The sequence below is a fragment of the Flavobacterium sasangense DSM 21067 genome (genome assembly GCF_000686885.1).
Lineage (GTDB): Bacteria > Bacteroidota > Bacteroidia > Flavobacteriales > Flavobacteriaceae > Flavobacterium > Flavobacterium sasangense.
The window spans coordinates 1-19,027 of sequence record NZ_JMLU01000004.1 but is presented as its reverse complement, the minus strand read 5'-3'; the positions used below and the strand labels follow the sequence as shown (position 1 = coordinate 19,027).

Here is a 19,027-nt window from a genome sequence, read left to right as displayed (position 1 = left end):
TAAATACAATAGTTGAAAATGAAAATAAAATCAAACATAGATAAATTAGGAACAATTGGGCTTTTCATAACAGCTATTTTTTCACCCTGTTGTTTTCCTTTATTTGCGTTTGGTGCATCTGCACTTGGATTAGGAAGCTTTGAGCTTTTTGGTGGATGGACAATGTGGGTGTTTCAAATATTGGTCATAGTTTCTATTGTAGGGTTTTATATTTCTTATCAAAAACATAAATGTTTATATCCTTTACTTATAGCAATTCCTAGTGCTGGACTAATTTTTTATAGCTTTTATGTAAATAACAATATTTTACTTGTTTATATAGGGATGTTTGGTGTTTTAATAGCTACTGCTGTAAATTATTATCGAAACAAATTACACGGAAACTGTAAAACTTGCACAATCTATGAAGGAAAAAAGGTTGAATTAAAATCTGCTTTATCTTGTCCTAATTGCGGACATAAAAAAGAGGAGTTAATGCCAACCGATGCTTGCCAATATTTTTACGAATGTGAAAAATGTAAAACAATACTCAAGCCACTTGAAGGCGATTGTTGTGTTTATTGTAGCTACGGTTCAATAAAATGTCCTCCAATTCAAGCAGAGAAAAGCTGTTGTTAAATATATTATTAAAATAATTTAATAAACATTAAATATGAAATCGAAGATTCACGAAAACCAAAAAACAATAAAAATTATGAGAAAAAAGTCAGTTTTAAAAATATTAGTCTTAGCTGTATCATTATTTTTCTTTTCAAATTTTGTATCGGCACAAAAAGCAACTCAGAAGGTTGTAATAAAAACATTTTTACATTGCGACCATTGTAAAGAATGTGAAACCTGTGGGCAAAAATTCAAAACCGAAATGCTTAAAATAAAAGGTGTTAAAATGTATGAATTAGATGATAAAGCGATGACATTTACTATTTATTACAATTCAAAGAAAACTACTTTGCAAGCAATTAAAAAAGGTATTTCTAAGTTAGGTTATGATGCAGATGAAGTAAAGGCTGACCTAGAAGCTTATGAAAGTTTAGACGGTTGTTGTAAAGCAGAGTAATGAAATTCAATATTAAAATGCCAAATAAACTAATTCCTTTTTATAAAAAAGAGTTAGAATTAGTTAAGGATAATTTACAGCAAGATAATTTGCAAAATGCTTGGTATCATTTAGAACGAGCGCATATCATTGCACAAAAATATCCTTATGAACACACATTTGTACATTGGAAAATGTTGCAATTTGGTATTAAAATAAAAAGTTCAAAAGAAGTTATTGGTCAAATACCAAGATTATTGGTCGGCGGTGTAAAATCATTTGTTGGTCAAATTCCAGTAGGTAATACAGGTGGTGCAAATGTGCCACCTTTAAAACAGATGGAAATACCTGAAGATATTAAAGAAATTTTAAATATGAATTCATAACAATTATAGTATGGAGCATAAACATATTTATGACGAGCAAGGAAAACAAATTTGTTGCTCGTTAGAAGAAAAAATAAATCAAAGTACAGAACATCATTCCGATGATGATGGACACGACCACGACCATTCAAGTGAGGAAAAATCAACATTTCAAATGTTCTTACCTGCAATAATAAGTTTTGTTTTATTGATGGTAGCTATTGGTTTTGATAATTATTTTACACAATCTTGGTTTACAGGCTGGGTACGAATCGCTTGGTATATCATAGCTTACATTCCTGTTGGAATTCCTGTTGTTAAAGAAGCTTTTGAAAGTATTCGAAAAGGCGATGTGTTTTCAGAATTTCTATTAATGTCAATTGCCACAATTGGAGCATTTGCTATCGCTGAATTTCCTGAAGGTGTTGCTGTAATGTTGTTTTATGCAATTGGTGAAATATTCCAAACATTAGCTGTACAACGAGCAAAAGCAAACATAAAAACTTTACTAGACCAACGACCAGACGAGGTTACGGTTTTAGAAAATAATGTGGCTAAAACGATCAAAGCATCAACAGCAAAAATTGGAGATATCATCCTGCTTAAAGCAGGAGAAAAATTAGGTTTAGATGGTGAATTGCTTTCTGATACTGCTTCATTCAATACAGCAGCTTTAACAGGCGAAAGCAAACCAGATACAAAAGCAAAAGGGGAAAACGTTTTAGCAGGAATGATAAACTTAAACTCAGTTTGTCAGGTAAAAGTTACAGTTGCTTATACAGATAGTAAATTATCAAAAATTCTTGAAATGGTGCAAGATGCAACAGCTAAAAAAGCACCAACAGAATTATTTATTAGAAAGTTTGCAAAAATATATACGCCAATAGTTGTTGCTTTGGCAATTGCAATATGTGTTTTGCCGATGTTTTTTGTGGCGGATTACCAATTTAATGATTGGTTATATCGTGCTTTAATTTTCTTAGTTATTTCGTGTCCTTGTGCTTTAGTAATTAGTATTCCTTTAGGCTATTTTGGAGGAATTGGAGCGGCTTCTAAAAACGGAATTCTTTTTAAAGGAAGTAATTTCCTTGACGTTATGGCTACCGTTCAAAATGTTGTAATGGATAAAACAGGAACAATGACCGAAGGAGTTTTCAAAGTTCAAGAAGTCGTTTTTAATTCCGATTTCAATAAAAATGAAATACTTCAAATGGTTAATGCTTTAGAAAGTCAAAGCACACATCCAGTGGCAACTGCCATTCATCAATTTGTTGGAAATATTGACAGTACAATTCAACTTAAAGATGTTGAAGAAATATCTGGTCACGGATTAAAAGCAAACATAAACGGAAAAGAAGTATTAGTGGGTAATTTCAAACTAATGGATAAATTTTCTATTACTTATGATATTGATCCATTAAGTATAGTATACACGTTAATAGCTGTAGCTTATGATAAAAAATTTGTGGGTTACTTAACTATTGCAGACAGTATTAAAGAAGATGCACAAATCACAATTGACAATCTAAAAGCATTAGGTATAAAAACCACAATGTTAAGTGGCGATAAAAATACCGTAGTACAATTTGTAGCTCAAAAACTCGGAATTACAAATGCTTTCGGAGATTTATTACCTGAAGACAAAGTAAACAAAGTAAAAGAAATCATTGCTAAAAATGAAACCGTAGCTTTTGTTGGAGATGGTGTAAATGATGCGCCAGTAGTTGCTTTAAGTAATGTTGGTATTGCAATGGGTGGTTTAGGTAGTGATGCCACAATAGAAACTGCCGATGTTGTTATTCAAGACGATAAACCAAGTAAAATTCCAATTGCAATAAACATCGGTAAACAAACCAAGAAAATTGTTTGGCAAAATATTATTTTAGCATTTAGTGTTAAGGCAATTGTGTTAGTTCTAGGTGCTGGTGGATTAGCAACAATGTGGGAAGCCGTTTTTGCAGATGTTGGTGTAGCGTTGTTAGCAATCTTAAATGCTGTGAGAATACAAAGAATGAAATTTTAAAGTTAATTATATATTTCCTAACAGATGTTTACTAAAATTAGTAAGCATCTTTTTTTTGAAAGTCATTATCTCATTCAGCTGCACAAAAACCGTCTTTAGTCCAAGTATTCCTAAAGCCAGTTCTTTGTTTGCTTCATTTCGTTAATTTCCAAAGTAGTAAAATACGGCGTATCTTGGTTAGGTGCTAAAAAAGAAGTTTTACATTTCAGTTGGCACCCCTTTGCCAACGCTCCAAAAAAAATTACTGGCACAGTTTTTATCAAAAACACGTACGCTTTGCAACTTGCGCCAGTAATTTTTTTTCCCAAAGCTTCTTTACATAATGTGGCATTATAGTGCATAAAGAAAATCCTATTTCAAAACAAAATCTCGGATGCACTATAATAACATTATGTAAAAAAGCCGCTCCACCCAACGCGCAAGGCAGTGGCTCTAGGGCAACATTTTTGGCAGCTCCCATCGCATCACCAAGCTACCAAAAACACCACCCTTCGCCACCGCCATTAACACGCCTTTCATTTCAGTTGAAAAACCTCTAAATAATTAATTCAAAGAGCCTTTAGGTTAACTGTTTTTATCAACTTTGCGTATAAATAGGTAGTAGTTGCATTGTTTTTGTAAGTGCCTTTCATCATTCCAAAACAACTGACCACTAAAATCTGACCACTGAACACTCCCAAAAAGGCACCCACAAAATCAAAAAGGGACAGCAAGAGTATTATTTTTTATTCGCCAGAAGCATCCCAATCAATTGCTTTCACGATGGCCAGTTGCCTTTATCCGTTCCACAAAAACTGAACACTAAAACCTGAACACTGAACACTAGCCGTAAGGCAACCATCCATCATAAAAGCAATCACAATATCCCAATAAGCAAATAAAAAATAATACACTTGCCTGCGCTACTGCACCATCGCACTAGGTATTTATTTTCATTGTTTTTTGAAGATGCTTCCCATTTCCATAAGACCATTTACTGCTAACTGAACACTGCTACTGTCAACTGAACAATAAGCATCCACAAAAATCAAAACCACTAAAGCGTATTAAATTTTAAAACAGGATAAAAGCATTATTATTGATTTGCCTATGGAAATTTATCCTGTTTTAAAATTTAATACCCTTTAAAGAACTCCCATCTTTCAAAACAAAACCCCAGTAAATAGAACTACTCCCAAATCACCCCCGATTTCATAAGAACTTTTATAGGGAAATTCAAAAAAAAATAAATAAAAAAAAGGAAGCAAAGGTAAGTTCCGGGTATTCAAAAAAGCAAGTTCAAGCCCTACGGGTTTCAGAAAAAATCTCCACCCATTTTACCAAACACATTCTTCCTGAATACTAAAAACTGATTACTGAACACTCTTTTCTAGGGTAGTATTTTTTCTGAAAAACTTGCTTTTTTGAAACCCTCCACTACAAAGACGGCTTTCTTTTTTTTCTTTTTTTCTTTTGAAAAAATTTAATGGGCGGAGCGTAGCGAGGCACATCTTCATTTCATAAGAAACACCGCAAAAAGTAGAAAATTTTTCTAATTTTTAAAAGCCGATGTTATGCTAAAATTTATCATTAAAACCCACAGAACAGGTACGATTTACTCACAACCTCATTTATTCATCCTAAACAAAGGAATGAATAGCGGAAAGCCACAAAAAGAACCATTTACAAACAGTTTCGTAATCATTTTTGAAAACGAAGAAGATTTCGACACCATAAATTTAACAGCTTATGCACTTTGGAAAACAAAATTTTGGCATCAATTCCTTCGTGGTTCAGTAATCCCATTTTTAAGCCTGTACGAAATCAGAAAAGAGTTTTCAATAAAAGTCAACCAAGAAGTAAAAGACCACAAAGAACACCTTAAAAACGTCCAAGCATTAAAACTTTTAGAGCAAAGCGAAAAACGCTTCAATGAAAATCTAAATCTTATAAACGATATGCGCAGAGTAATTTTATACCGCTACTGCAAAAGATAATTTCAAGTTAAACAAAACCGAAAATACTTTTTTGCACTTTGCTTACTATTTGAGTGCAACATAAAAGCAATATGAATGCACCAGTTTTATAAAATTGATAAAAACGATGCAAAACATTGTGCAAAAAGGTTGTAAACTAAAAAAGTCCCGAATTTCGGGACTTAAATTTGCTATTAAAATTTGACTATTTTATTGTACTACTTTTTCTTCAGGTGCAATTTTCGGTTCCTCTTCCGATTTTACTCCAGTTTGCGAAACTGCTGTAACGATACTGCCACCAAGTAGCAAATATCCTGCTGCTGTAACTATTCCAGCAGGTAAGGCAACAGGAGAAGCCAAGATTACTCCACCAACTGAAGCTAAAGTAATTCCGATGGTTCTTAAAACTTTAAACCATTTTGGTGTTGGAGCTTTCACACGCTCAACAACATTCATTTTATTATTTTTCATATTCTTGATTTTTTAAAATTGATAATTCAATATTATTTATTCTTTTTTCTAGGTATTCTACTTTTTGGTTCAATAAATCATTTCCGCTTTTGAATTCCGTTTTAATGATTAAAGCCATTGTTTTAACTTCAACTAAATCTTTCTCCATTCTTTTGAAATCGGTGTGTAATTGCTTGATAAAATAAGCCACAACTGAAAGCAGTATACTAATTAAAGAGCCAAAAAGCACTGTTATATAATTTACATTTTCCATTGTACACTGATTTTAAAATTGGAAGTTATTTTCAATTACAATTTTGTTTGAAGTGCTTTTAGCTAGGTTAACTAATTTCGGATAAACCATTCTATAAGCAGAAACACTTTGAGTTACCACATATTCACCTTCTGTAAATTGGAAACCAAATCCACAAAGCGGACAACCATTTGTTTCTTTTATAGTGTTTCCTGTATGGATATATACAAAACTGAAATTTGGTATTCCGTTGATTTCTATCATTCCTTCGTGCAGCTTTCCTAATGCTTTTTTGTAGTTTACATTTTTAGCTCCGATAGTATTTAATTTTAAGCTGAATACTCCTGAAGGTATGGCAGTTTCTGTTGGAACTTTTATTTCCCTAATTTTATCTTCTAATAAATAACATTGAAAAATGTCATTGATATACAATTGACTTAACGTGCTATTTTTGCCCTGTGCTATTCTAATTATTTTGCTTTCCATTGGATGATTAGATTTGAAGTTAAATAAAAAATTCCTCACTTTTGGTGAGGAATCTTTAGGATTTTCTTTTAGAAAACGTCCTCAACTTTTAAGCAGTTCCCACTTGCAAACAAGTAATAATTTGCTCCAACTTGTTGATAGAATTCAATTCCGATACATTGTAATACTGATGTATTAGCAGATGGTAAAGCTCCATTTGGTAATGTTGCAGTTACAGTAGTTACAGGAACAGGAGAATACAAATCTAAGTATCCAGAATATTGAATGTTGTTTACTTCATTCAAAGCTGCATCCATTGGATCATAACTGTTAGTAGTTGCGTTGTACTCAAAATCACTAACTACAGATAATGCAGTAAGTAATCTGAAATGAGTTGCACCTGATGGTGCATTAACCAAGTTAGCTGGATTAAATGCCGGAACAACTAAATCACCTGTTTCTCTGTCAGTTCCGTGAGTTACAGAAAACGGAGCGTTGAAAATACCATTAAAAGAAATGTTTTTATCAAACTCAAAACCTTTAAGGTAGTTTCTTTGTGAAGTGATTTCGATTTTACGATAACCTCTGGCTTCGGTTTGGTCTTCAAGGTTGATTTTCTTCATAATAGAAGTTAATCTTCCAGTTACTTGGCTGTCTGCCATTTGTTTCATTAATTGAGATAGTCCTGTGCGAACTGCTTTACCAGCTTTGGCGCAAGCACCAAATTCATTCATATTCTCACGAGTTCTCTCAAATTCAGGTGCAGTTAAAACTTGGTCACCTGTTGGTCCCCCTACCATACCTGCAAAGTAGCCTTCCTGTCCTTTAATTTTAAAATGTCGAACATCTCCTAGAGTTCCTACATACTTTAAAGCGCCTTTTTGTCTTGCCATTTTTTAAAAATTTAATGTGTTAATAATTATTGAATTTTGATATTACAAATGTCAATTATTATCTTTGATTATCAATAACTTAAAACATTGAAAATCAATGCAATACAACGCAAAAGCACCCTATTTAGTGGAAACCCATTGGCAAATTGAAGAAGTGATTGATGGTGATAGCATCATCATTCGCAATCGTTTCTCTCAATTGCAAAAAAGAATTCGTCTTTATGGATTAGATGCACCCGAAGTGCGTATCAGTAGAAAGATGATAGAGGAGGAGCAAAAAAGTCATTTAGCAGCACATTTCCTGCGTCAATTTGGATTAATGTCATTACAGTATGTTTTGTCGGTTGCACCGCCTAAAACAAATGTTACAATCATTACAGAAACCAATAACTATTATGATTATTGGAAAAGACAATTAGGGTATGTGATTCTTCCAGGAGGAGAATGTTTAAATGATTTGCTTTTGATTAATGGGTTTGCAAAAGCAACTGATAAATTTTATTGTAGTAGGTTGGCAGAATTTCAATTAATGAATAGGGAAGCACAGCTTAATAACATAGGGATTTACAGCTATGTAAATAACTTTTGATTTGTTGTACTTATGTTGTACTAATTGAATTTATAATAACTAAAACACCAATAAAATATGTGCTTTACAGGCGTAATGGAGTTAAACCGCTGTTATAGGCAGTTTTTTAATACTTCAAATTTCTAAACTCCAAAAAATTCTTTAACTCTGATTCTTTCAATTTCCCTGCTTTTAAATATTTTTCAATAATCTTTTTGTATTGTTGAAATTGAAAAGAAGATAATCTTGGATTTGCAAATATTTCGAAATCTAGGCTTTCAATTTCAGGCAGTTTAAACCTTAGCCCAGTTTCATTTTCATTTTCGTTTGTAAACCCAACAATTCTATATTCGGATTCGTGTTTAAAAGATAGGTGCTTCCTAAATGCTGAAAACCGAAGTAAGGATTCTTTTTCCTTAAGTAACATTTTTTCAAAATCCTGATAAAATACTTTCCCAACAACTAAGAGATCAATTTTATTTGTTGGCTCAGTTTGCAAATGAATTGATTCCCTAATAATTTTTTGAAAATATTCTCGGTTGAATCGAACTACAAAGCCTGACTTTCCATAAGTATCCCACATTCCAAAAGATTCAACATCACTAAGAATCCAGCAACTTACAAATCTTTTTTTCTGCTTTTCAATTAAATAATTTTGAACTTCTTGTAATCGTATTTTACTTTTTTCAATTATCTCATCCCAAAATGATTCTGGCATTTCGGGATTTGCATCATCAGGTTTTGATAATGTTAAAAACTTTAATTGATTTATATCGTAAGGTTCTATATTTTCTAAATTATCTTCGAAAGTATCTAATCTGGCAAGATAGATACTATTGGTGTCTAGAAAATCAATAAGTTTTTCGATTGTTAAATATCTATAGACATACTTTTCAGTAATCTCTTTTGTATGATGTGTTTCCCATTTCATAGTATACGATTTCGTCTTGTAAAATTGCCTATAACGTTTTCGGCTTGCTCTCAGTGGCGTTGAACCAGCACCAAGCCATTACAAATATAACAAAACATTCCATTCAGCAGCGGATTTTCCGTAGGAAAATCCGAAAGTAGCCATTGAAGCAAACCGTTGTTGTAAACAGTTTAATTTTCTACGTCGATTGTAATTTCACCATTTAGTTCTACAAATCTATCTTTATCAGGAATTTTAATAAATAGTTTTATTTTATTATCATCGGTTGATTTTGGTTTGAATTGATAATTAAAAAATGTAGAATTATTACTATTTACTTTAATTTTTTTGTTGTCTTCAATTTTATAGAACTCGTATTTCGGTAGTTTATGTCCAAATGGATGAAGTAAAACAGCTATACTATCTTTTTTTCCAACTTTTGATGTTTTATTATGAGGAACACCAACTAAATGTAGGGAATATAAAAAATCTTCCTCAGCTTTCTTTATAGAATCTTTTAGGTTCTTATTTTCCTCTTCAAGTAAAGTAATTTTTTCAGTCAAAATTTTTAATTCTTCCTGTTCGATATCATTTTTATTACAACTTAAAGTAATAATGATTAATGTCGTAAGTAGTATTTTTTTCATAAATTGTTTACAACGTTCCCAGGCTTTACGTCTGTTGCGGATTAAGGAAGCCGAAACTTTCAGTTTTGCACTGACTTCAAAGATACAAAACAAACTTTAAATTAAGCCCAAAACCCGCAATAGCGTAAAACCTGTGTTAGCAGTTGGCTTTATTTTGGTGTAGTTATACTTTCAATTTCCTCTAGCTCAAAAAATATCTGCATTTCTGATAAAGCAGTGTGAGGATTATCAAAGTCTAAACGTTTTAATTTTTTTGCATTTAAAATTGCATTATTTAAATGCGGTTTAAGCTTTAAATAAATATCATTATCTTGTTTTGTATAAAAAGATTGAGACTTTTCATAATTTGTTATATGCTTTTTCAACTCTTTTGTAGCACTTTCACAAGTATCAAAATATTTTGATGTTGTTTGAAAATGTAGTAATATCCAAAATTCTAAACAAGGATTATTAATTAAAACGAATACATTTTGAAAATTATTTTCTAATTCAGTATAATATTTTTTAAATTCTTGGAGTGCTGTTAGTGTTCCTTTTTTTGCTTTACGTGTTTCGCTTATAATAACATCAAAATCAATAATCCAAAATACTTTGTCATAATCTTTAGATAGATCAACAACCTTTTTATATTGGTCGATAAGTTTCTTTTTTTGAGGAATTTCAGGTTTTAAATCAACACTTATTTGTCTTTCATTTCTTTTTAACATTTGTATATACCAAAACTCACATTCACCATCAACGACAAATGCAAAACTTGGTTTACTTTTCAAAGGAATAGCTCTATTTTTTCTCATTAGTAATTTCTATATAGTAATCACCTAAATTTGGTACACCACCCAATTTTCCAATTTTATATGCGTTGTACACATTACTCGTGTCTCTAATAACTGAGCTATCAAAATCAGAAAGAGAATATAATTCAGTTGCACAATCTTCAGTTTTATTTGTAAACCAAATTGAGTCATTTCTAAAGATATCTTTATTGTTTAACACTTCTCTATTATGAGTTGTTGCAATAATTTGCGATTTTTTTGAATTAACTAAAAAAGATAAAAGAAAATGAGTGAATAAATCTGGATGTAGTGAAGCTTCTAATTCATCTATTGTTATTGCGATGGATTTTTTTATTAGTAAACTTAATAACCCTGAAAAGCCATAATATCTTTGAGTACCTTGGGATTCAAGATTTATAGGCAATGAATATTTTGTATTATTTACAGTATGCTCAAACTCAATTTTTTTTAATGGATTATTTAGAATTTTATCAATTTCATCATTTGGCATATCTAACGCCTTTAATACGTTAACCATTTTTTCTGGAATCTCATCATCATCTTTAAGAATTATATCAGATATATTAAAATCTGCTTTTGATAATATATTAATAACATCTGCTTTTGATATTTCAGCTTTATCTAATTTTTTAGAAACATAATTGTTAAGTTGAGTATCTGTATAAATCAATGAATTCAGATATTTTGAAAACCAATCTGTAACATCTTTTAATTCTTTAGATTCGATATTCGTTTTTAGAAATCCTCCAAGTACAGTGTTATTCCATAATGTATTTGATTCTAAAGTTTTTTCAAATATTTTATCTTTTTTAATTTTACTACCAAATGTTATTGTTGTAAATTGTTCTTCTAAATCTGTTGATCTTTTGAAAACATTTGCTTTTGTAGGATTGTAATGGTTTAATGTTTCACTTATGATAGCTTTTTCATTTAATTCAACCTCATAAAAATATTTTGTTTCATTTTGAATAAATTCAATTGAAAGGATAGTATTTAATTTTGAAGATATATTATCAAATAAGAAAGATTTAAAGTTAAATGTTTCGGTTTTTTTATCCTCTGGATTTAAAACTATTTCACGAAAAAACTCAAGTGCTTTTAGAATTGTAGTTTTACCAGAAGCATTTGCGCCATATATCAAACCTAATTTAAGTAATCTTAATCCACCAATTGTATGAATTATATAATAATCTTCAAGATGGTCGGATTTATCAGCTTCAAAAGATAATGTTTGTTTATCCTTTATTGAACCGAAATTTTGAATATTGAAATTTATTATCATTGTATTTGTAAATTTATTTCAAAGATACAACTAAAAAAGCAATTAAATAGAAATATAAGTTAAAAATTTGTAAATTGATTGCAGAATTTGACTTATTATCGAATTCTTATAAGCTTACTGCTAACGTTTCGCGGCTTTAAGAAGTTGGGGATTTGTAAGTCCGAAACTTTCGATTAAACACCGAAAATCAAAAGTACAAAACAAACTTTAAATTAAGCCCTAAAACCCCAATTTCTTAAAACCGCTGTTGGCAGATAGTGCATTTTTTACTTAATATATTCGTCAATTTTTATACTTCTATTTTCATTATTTGCTTCTTCTATTTTTTTCAGAATAGTTGAGATTTGAACTTTATCAATCATATTTTTGTCAAAGAAAACATATTCTATTGTTTTCGTGTTTTTCATATCTTCTAATGGATTTTTTGAAAGTAGCACTAAATCTGAATTATATCCAATTTTTATTTTTCCAGTATTTTTTTTCATCCAATTGCTCGGTTCAACTGTTGCTGAATAAAGAACTTCTGAGTTGGTCATTCCTGATTTTGATAATGATTGCAATTCATCGTGAAGTGAAAACCCCGGAACAACAGTTGCTACATTGGCATCTGTTCCAGCCATAATTGTAACTTTATTATCAATCAATGCTTTTGTCATAATATGAATTGCTTCTGCATAAGTTTTCCAGTAAATTAATGATGATTTTTTTGTGTCTGGATTATCTTCTCCATCATATTCATACCCATTTTTAGTCGGTAACCAACCTAATTTGTAAATTGGTGTTCCTTCAATGATTTTTGGATTGGCATATTTTAGTTCTATTTCTTTAAGTTTCAATTTTAAGTCGAATCTTTGATTTAAAAAACTCTCACATAACCAAACAGTTGAAGTTACGCTAATATTATTTTCTTTTAGTTTTTTTGCAATTTGGACTGAACGTATTTTTAAATAGGCAAGAAATTCTTCTGGATTTTTCGATATAGATTTTCCAAAATCATCGATAGTCTTTACCGTTAATTCTTCAACGTGAGCAACCTCTTTTTGACCTGAAGTATAAAACGTATCTAAATTAACTAAAGGAATGTGTCCAATTACTGGAATATTATATTTTTCGGAAATATCTATTGTGGTTTTAAACATTTCGGGATTAACAAAACCGTACATTTTTACCGCATCATAACCTTGTTCTTTAATCTTTTTTATTTCTTTTTCAGCATCATCTTTTGTTGAATAATTGATTGATTGTCTAGTCCATTGATAGTAATAACCCATTATTCCACTTTCACTAAATATTGGTGGAGAAGCAATAAACATTTGTGGACCAAACCCATTTTTTTGTACTGCTTTTCTCCATTCTAAAGTAATTGGTCTTCCAGCCATTTCTCTAATAGAAGTTACTCCATTAACTAAATATAAAAGCAAATCGTTTTTGCTTTCTTTTAAATGAACGTGAGAATCAATAAGACCTGGAATTAAATATTTATCTGTTCCATCAATTATAACAGCATTATTTTCGACAAGTTGATTTTCTCCTAAACGAATTATTTTACCATTTTTAATAACTACATCTTGATTTTTAATGAAGTGGCTACAATCTTCTGAAAGTACATTTGCGTTTTTTATTTGAATTATTTCGGTTGGTTTAACAATCGAAGCAATATCTATAACTTTTGTCGATTTACCTAAAACCTTATTTAATTCATTATCCGCCCAAATGAAGACACCAATAAAAAGGACTAAAAATACAATAGTGACGTAAAGTATTCTTCTAAACCACAGTTTTTTCATAATTTTTAATTTTGTTTTGTGATGCAAAAATAAACTCAAAAGCACTCTGAATTAGTGTGTTTTGATATGTTAGGTATGAAATATGCGGTTTTAGGTACGAAAATTATAAAGATAATAATTGCTCTTTATAGTTTTTAGAAACAGGTAGTTCAATTTGAGTTAGAAATATGGTGTCTTGATTTTTCCAAGCTTTAAAATGAGTTGGATTTATTAAATGCGAACGATGGATTTGAACTAAAAAAACAAAATCTTTTTGAACTTTTTTTAGTGTACTGCGAATTAATTTTGTTTTTAATTGATTCTGTTCTGTATAAAATATTTCGATATAATTCTGTGAATTGGAGATACAAACCAAGTCACTTTTTTTTATTTTTAAAATATCTAGCTTGTTTTCTCCTTTAATAATAATGTTTTCATCTTGTATTGGAATTAACTTAACAGAGTATATCCTTGCTAAAATTATAATTGGAGTTGAAATCAAAGCAGATTTAAGAATGATTACTTGTAAAAATTCCAAAAAGCCAAATCCTCCATTTAGAATAGGACTTTTATAATATAAATAGGTCATTACTAAAAAAAGGAAATGGAAAAGTAAAAGGATAATTATTTCATAAAGAATATTCCATTTTAATACTTTTTGATAAAAACTTTTTTGAATTACTGCAATTAAGCCATAACATAGAAACGCAATAAGACTAAATCCAATACTTATCAGTATCCATTGTTTTGAACTTATTGTTCCATCATCAAATGGTTTGATAAAATAAGCAAAAATGAAAAACCAAAAACAGATAAAAATTCCGATTAGTAAATGATGCTTTATCGAAGGATTTATTTTTTTCATTTTTAAAAAAGAGGCAATTAAATATTTGGGGTTGTTAGTTTTTTCTCCGATTTTTGGTTGCATTTCTGCCAACGTTCTGCGGCTTGCTCTCAGTGGCGTTGAGCCAACACCAAGCCATTACAAATATAACAAAACATTCCATTCAGCAGCGGATTTTCCGTAGGAAAATCCGGAAGTAGCCATTGAAGCAAACCGTTGTTGTATGCTGTAGTTAATTTTCAAATCGCCATTCTTCTAAAACAATTGAAATTATAGCGTGTGGCCACATTTCATAATTCATTAAATTGGGTTGAATCGGTATTATACTTGTAGACTTCCAATTTTGACTTAATGGAGTAAACATTATTGCGTTATAGTTGAGTTTTTTATCAAAAGGATTTTTAACGATAAGTATTGTCCTTATATTTTTTCGGTCTTCAGAATCCTGGATAAATTCAATTTCTATTGTTTTCTTTGGATTAATATTTTTCTCAACTATTTTCATTGTAGATATAGTATCTTTTGAAATTTCACATTCAATAAAAATTTTTTCACCACAATAAATTTGAAGTATTTTTTCTTTCACAAAAAATGGGCTTTCTGGAATTTCAGCTTTATATTGTTGAGTTTCGTTCGCTGCTATTTCTAAAGTAAATGCTTTTCTTTTTTCTTGAGCAAAGGAAATTGAAATTAGTAGTAAAGTAAAAATTAAAAAGGCTTTTTTCATATTGTTTTTCTGTTTAGTTTGCACTATAGCATACAACGTTTTGCGGCTTTGTTTCAGTGGCTTGTGATTAAGCACTGACCAAAACAAATATAAAACAAAATTACGAATCATAGAGGTTTTTCCGAAGGAAAAACCAAGCCCAAGCCATTGAACAAAACCGTTGTTAGCAATAGTTATTTTATCCTGACGACAGTAAGTTCAACTGTCTTCATTTTGTTCTTGTCGTAACGAGATGTGATTTCTATTTGTTTTTCAAAAATCGGTTTGAATTTCAAAATTAAAAGATCTTTATCGTCATGGATTTCTATAGTTTGGTCATTTTTCTTATATTTCCAATTCCAAGGAAGAATAGGAAATCTAAATTTTGAATTTTTCACACGCCAATTAAAATATAATTCACCTTGTCTTTCAAACTTTATTTCGACAAAGTCTCCATGACCAAAATATTCCATTTCATTTTCTGAATATAATTTTCCATTTCCAGACCATTTTGGAGATAAGTTAACATGTTTTATTAATTTTAAAGTGTCGGATTTATAGAAAATGCTGTCTTTATTATTAACAAACCAAGCAGTTTTTACAAAATATTTTTTGTCGAATTTTTGAGCAATAATAAAGCAAGACTGAAAAATCAGAATTAATAAAAGCCCGAATTTTACGAAGTTTTTCATATAATTATTGCTAACGTTCTGCGGCTTAAAAATGTGGCGAAAATGCAACACCAAGCCTTCACAAATATAACCAAAACTTTAAATTAAACAACTGCGCCATTTCAAAAAATCCCGAAACCAGCCATATTTTTAAACCGCTGTTGTATACAGTATAATATTTTCGGAACTTAAAAATAAAACTCAACGCAAAGTTCGGATTGTCACGCAAAACATATTTTCACGCAACATTTATTTTCGGGTTTTAGTTTCACAACAATTTTCCCGAAAACGTAATTTCAGTACAAAGTTTATCGACAAAGTTCGGTTCGGTTTTCAATTTTCGCACAAGATTTTTCGGTAACAATTTCAATAAATTTTTCTCGTAAAAATAGGAGAGAATCGTTCAGCGTAAGTTCGGAAAATATATTGTATACAACGTTATGAGGCTTGCTCTCAGTGGCGTTGAATCAACACCAATCCATCACAAATATAACAAAACATTCCATTCAGCAGCGGATTTTCCGTAGGAAAATCCGGAAGTAGCCATTGAAGCAAACCGCTGTTATCTCTATAATAATTCTGCAAGTACCCTTTTGCACTTAAAGTACTGTATTTATTGACTTTATAAAAAATACTAAAGCAAATTTAAGCATAAAAAAGCATCAAAATACTTGATTTGTTGTACCAATTGTTGTACCTTAGTACTCCGTTGCACTAGAATGAAACACTAGTAAAATCAATACTTTCACTCGTTTGCACCGCTTTACAAATATAGTACAACATTTCTAATATTCTATAATTATGGCATCTATAAAATTAATACTACGCACCAATCAGAAAGATCAAACAGGTAAAAGCCCTTTGTACATTAGAATTATAAAAGATAGAAAAACGAAATTTATCACTGCCGGACTCAAGCTTAAAGAAAGTGATTGGGATGAAGCAAAGCAGAGAGTTAAGAAAAGCTATCCTAATAGCGCGCGAATGAATGCTGCACTTGCTCAAAAAATTGCCGATGCGGAAGGACAAATTGCCGACATGGAACGAAAAGTAAAAACCGTTTCCATTAAAAAACTAAAAGAAGCCATAAAAGGAAAAGAAGTACCAAATTTCTTCGAGTATTCCAGAAAACATTGTGAACGAATCAGAAACAACGTTTCCATTTCAACCTATAAAAATTATCATGCCTATTTAGATAAGTTCGAAAAATGGGTAGGAACCAAGGAGGTTTATTTTGATGACATTACAGTTTCATTATTAATGGACTATATGAGTTATCTAAGCAACGAACTAAAAAACGGAAATACAACACAACGTTATTCCATTATGATATTAGCAATTATGTTCAAAGAAGCTATCAAAGAAGATTTAATTCCTGAATATATGTATCCGTTTAGTAAGTTGAAATTAAAGAAAGACCCAAGCAGAAGACAGTTTTTAAAGAAAGAGCAATTCGAGGCGATTATCAATTATAAACTAGATGAAAAATCAAAAGCGAGTGTATATCGCGATATGTTTATCTTTTCAATTTTCGCAGGAGGATTACGATTCAGTGATGTATTAGAATTTCAAGTCAAACACTTCAATGAAGAAGAAAGAAGAATACAAAAAGTAATTCGCAAAACAGGAAGAATGCATCAGTTTAAAATTGGTCAGTTAGCATTAGACATTATCAATAAATACAAAAAGGAAAATGCAGAACAAGATGACTTTATATTCCCTGTAATCACAAATAAAGAGCTCTATTTAAAGAATGATGAATACCGTTATACTTTTATAGAAAGTGCCAATAAAGCAGCTAATTTTCAATTACAGCGCATAGCAAAGAAATTAGAAATTCCAGTAAAAGTAACATTTCATATAAGCCGCCATACCTTTGCAACCAATGCTTTAAACAACGGAATGCGAATAGAGCACGTTTCAAAACTAATGGACCACCGAGATATCAGCACAACCCAAGTATATGCTAAAATCATTTCAGAAGAATTAGACAAAGCGGTTGACAACTACATCTACTAAAACAGAACGAGAGTAATTACTTCAAAAAATTACTCTCGTTTTCTTTTTCGAAGGTAAATTTTATGCTTTTTTACTCTCGAAATCCAAAACCCTAGCAAATACAAGCCCTCGCAATTTTGTTAAAAACTTGTACGAAAACCAACGCAAACAGGTGCTGAATTTGTTCTAATTTTAGGCATCCCAAATAGTAAAAAACTTCCAAAATCATATTGAAAATTACTTGAAGTATACCTGAACTTCAAGCAACTATATCATTTCAAGTCGTGACATTGGAAAAAGTGTAACCAAATAACAAATAATGAACAAATTTAACACCGGCAAAAAACGTGAACTTGAAAGGGCAAAACATCAAAAAATCATTATTCTCAGAATGGAGAACCATCGACACAGCACAAAGTGCAGCTTCTATTTTTGACATTACGCACGACCAGGAACCCACACTGGAAAACTATTGTATTGCTTTACTCGAAAAAGTATTTACAATTCCACAATCCCAACTACCCGAATTCATAAACTACCAACTCCAACTTGCCCAAGACGGTAACACTTGGTTAAACAAATTCGAAAAATTATTAGCCAACAATGAAGAACTATTCTTTAGCCAAAAGGCATTGAGTAGATTTAATAAATTGTACAACATCATCGAGAAAAAACGGACAGAGCTGCAATCTTCGAGCGTAAAAGAAACCAAACAATTAACTCCAAAAAGGTTAATCAATGCCGAATCGGAAGATCGTTATTTTTCATTTTTTGAAATCAAACATCAGGTTGAAAAAATGGAATCGTTCAATGATCAAATCTTGTTTTTAAACGAAGAAATTTTCGAATACAAACAAGCCGACATCATTTCAATCAACAACAAGCTGCAAGCTTATGACCAGCAATGCGTTCAATTCATTGAAAAATTACAAACCCTTCGCAAAATGCGTTCAGAAATTGAGAAGGAAAAAGAACTAGAACTGGAGAAAAAACTAACAACTAAAAAACTGAAATTCAACGGAAATCTAAACCAATTAGTAGACATATTCTACCAACTAAGTCGCGAATTATTTGTAGATGGAAAATCATTTATTGATGCTTCTAATGGCGAAATCGTAAATATGATCGTCAATAATTTCATCGATAAGGATAACAACGAAATAAGTCCCCAAACAGTCGAAACCATCCTCAAACCATCACGAGGCGATAAACGACCAAAGACCCACAAACGAATAGACCTCGACAACTTACTCTAAAAAATAATAGTCCCTTGGGACCCGATTGGGACTAAGGGACTTTTTTTTACTTCACAATTTTGCTCCATAAACTTTTAAAAACTACGAAAATGGAAGCAATTATTTTAACAAAAGACCAGTACAACGACTTAATGGCAAAATTAGA

The 19,027-nt window shown here is 30.9% G+C and carries 20 protein-coding genes and 1 pseudogene; 9 read left to right on the top strand and 12 right to left on the bottom strand.

All coding sequences use genetic code 11. The annotated features are described in order from the left end of the window. Positions 1–18: 18 nt before the first annotated feature. The 6 genes and pseudogenes from BP92_RS17320 to BP92_RS0104405 all read left to right on the top strand — a co-directional run. A pseudogene (locus tag BP92_RS17320) lies at positions 19–348 on the top strand (MerC domain-containing protein); the annotation flags it as partial. Positions 349–399: 51 nt separating this feature from the next. Continuing rightward, positions 400–618 (top strand): GDCCVxC domain-containing (seleno)protein, encoded by a 219-nt coding sequence (locus tag BP92_RS17315; RefSeq protein ID WP_026724939.1) that lies wholly within the window; start codon positions 400–402, stop codon positions 616–618. Between the two features lie 76 nt (positions 619–694). Beyond that, positions 695–1,057 carry a cation transporter gene (locus BP92_RS16665; RefSeq protein WP_160169116.1) on the top strand — a complete coding sequence of 121 codons (363 nt, stop codon included), beginning with the start codon at positions 695–697 and terminating at the stop codon, positions 1,055–1,057. Continuing rightward, positions 1,057–1,422, top strand: a complete 366-nt coding sequence (locus BP92_RS0104425; RefSeq protein WP_026724938.1) for a DUF3703 domain-containing protein — start codon at positions 1,057–1,059, stop codon at positions 1,420–1,422. Before BP92_RS16665 ends, BP92_RS0104425 begins: the two co-directional genes overlap by 1 nt. A 10-nt stretch (positions 1,423–1,432) precedes the next feature. Further along, a complete protein-coding gene (locus tag BP92_RS0104420; RefSeq protein WP_026724937.1) occupies positions 1,433–3,424 on the top strand; it encodes a heavy metal translocating P-type ATPase in 1,992 nt (663 codons plus the stop codon). A 1,553-nt stretch (positions 3,425–4,977) separates the two neighbouring features. Continuing rightward, positions 4,978–5,400, top strand: coding sequence for a DUF6943 family protein (locus BP92_RS0104405; RefSeq protein WP_026724935.1), 423 nt, complete (start codon positions 4,978–4,980; stop codon positions 5,398–5,400). A 189-nt stretch (positions 5,401–5,589) separates the two neighbouring features. On the opposite strand, the gene BP92_RS0104400 is transcribed toward BP92_RS0104405, so the two are convergent. From BP92_RS0104400 to BP92_RS15775, 4 genes are all read right to left on the bottom strand, one after another. Then, on the bottom strand, positions 5,590–5,850 hold the full coding sequence (locus BP92_RS0104400) for a hypothetical protein (protein ID WP_026724934.1): 261 nt from the start codon (positions 5,848–5,850) through the stop codon (positions 5,590–5,592). After that, positions 5,840–6,103, bottom strand: coding sequence for a hypothetical protein (locus tag BP92_RS0104395; protein ID WP_026724933.1), 264 nt, complete (start codon positions 6,101–6,103; stop codon positions 5,840–5,842). Before BP92_RS0104395 ends, BP92_RS0104400 begins: the two co-directional genes overlap by 11 nt. 12 nt (positions 6,104–6,115) lie before the next feature. After that, positions 6,116–6,568, bottom strand: coding sequence for a DUF5675 family protein (locus BP92_RS0104390; RefSeq protein ID WP_026724932.1), 453 nt, complete (start codon positions 6,566–6,568; stop codon positions 6,116–6,118). Positions 6,569–6,636: 68 nt separating this feature from the next. Then, positions 6,637–7,440 (bottom strand): hypothetical protein, encoded by an 804-nt coding sequence (locus BP92_RS15775; RefSeq protein ID WP_051604389.1) that lies wholly within the window; start codon positions 7,438–7,440, stop codon positions 6,637–6,639. Between the two features lie 97 nt (positions 7,441–7,537). Between BP92_RS15775 and BP92_RS0104380 the strand changes: the two genes are divergently transcribed. After that, positions 7,538–8,029, top strand: coding sequence for a thermonuclease family protein (locus tag BP92_RS0104380; RefSeq protein ID WP_026724931.1), 492 nt, complete (start codon positions 7,538–7,540; stop codon positions 8,027–8,029). Between the two features lie 106 nt (positions 8,030–8,135). Here the strand turns inward: BP92_RS0104380 and BP92_RS0104375 are convergent, their stop codons facing one another. From BP92_RS0104375 to BP92_RS0104340, 8 genes are all read right to left on the bottom strand, one after another. Next, positions 8,136–8,939, bottom strand: coding sequence for a DUF2971 domain-containing protein (locus BP92_RS0104375; RefSeq protein ID WP_026724930.1), 804 nt, complete (start codon positions 8,937–8,939; stop codon positions 8,136–8,138). Positions 8,940–9,109: 170 nt separating this feature from the next. Continuing rightward, complete coding sequence (locus BP92_RS0104370; RefSeq protein ID WP_150111867.1) at positions 9,110–9,565, bottom strand: hypothetical protein; 456 nt, start codon at positions 9,563–9,565, stop codon at positions 9,110–9,112. 149 nt (positions 9,566–9,714) lie between these two features. Continuing rightward, positions 9,715–10,359: an RloB family protein gene (locus BP92_RS0104365; protein WP_026724928.1), complete on the bottom strand. Its 645-nt coding sequence runs from the start codon at positions 10,357–10,359 to the stop codon at positions 9,715–9,717. Next, positions 10,346–11,641: an AAA family ATPase gene (locus tag BP92_RS0104360; protein ID WP_026724927.1), complete on the bottom strand. Its 1,296-nt coding sequence runs from the start codon at positions 11,639–11,641 to the stop codon at positions 10,346–10,348. The genes BP92_RS0104365 and BP92_RS0104360 overlap by 14 nt, the downstream gene beginning before the upstream one ends. A 266-nt stretch (positions 11,642–11,907) precedes the next feature. Continuing rightward, positions 11,908–13,428, bottom strand: a complete 1,521-nt coding sequence (locus tag BP92_RS15770) for an amidohydrolase family protein (protein WP_051604388.1) — start codon at positions 13,426–13,428, stop codon at positions 11,908–11,910. A gap of 103 nt (positions 13,429–13,531) precedes the next feature. Then, positions 13,532–14,272 (bottom strand): LytTR family DNA-binding domain-containing protein, encoded by a 741-nt coding sequence (locus BP92_RS0104350; RefSeq protein ID WP_026724926.1) that lies wholly within the window; start codon positions 14,270–14,272, stop codon positions 13,532–13,534. A 211-nt stretch (positions 14,273–14,483) separates the two neighbouring features. After that, on the bottom strand, positions 14,484–14,978 hold the full coding sequence (locus tag BP92_RS0104345; RefSeq protein ID WP_026724925.1) for a hypothetical protein: 495 nt from the start codon (positions 14,976–14,978) through the stop codon (positions 14,484–14,486). A gap of 173 nt (positions 14,979–15,151) precedes the next feature. After that, positions 15,152–15,649: a hypothetical protein gene (locus tag BP92_RS0104340; RefSeq protein WP_026724924.1), complete on the bottom strand. Its 498-nt coding sequence runs from the start codon at positions 15,647–15,649 to the stop codon at positions 15,152–15,154. Between the two features lie 780 nt (positions 15,650–16,429). Between BP92_RS0104340 and BP92_RS0104335 the strand changes: the two genes are divergently transcribed. Together BP92_RS0104335 and BP92_RS0104330 are read left to right on the top strand one after the other, a co-directional pair. Next, positions 16,430–17,647, top strand: a complete 1,218-nt coding sequence (locus BP92_RS0104335) for a site-specific integrase (RefSeq protein WP_026724923.1) — start codon at positions 16,430–16,432, stop codon at positions 17,645–17,647. A gap of 332 nt (positions 17,648–17,979) precedes the next feature. Further along, positions 17,980–18,882, top strand: coding sequence for a hypothetical protein (locus BP92_RS0104330; RefSeq protein WP_051604387.1), 903 nt, complete (start codon positions 17,980–17,982; stop codon positions 18,880–18,882). Positions 18,883–19,027: the final 145 nt, after the last annotated feature.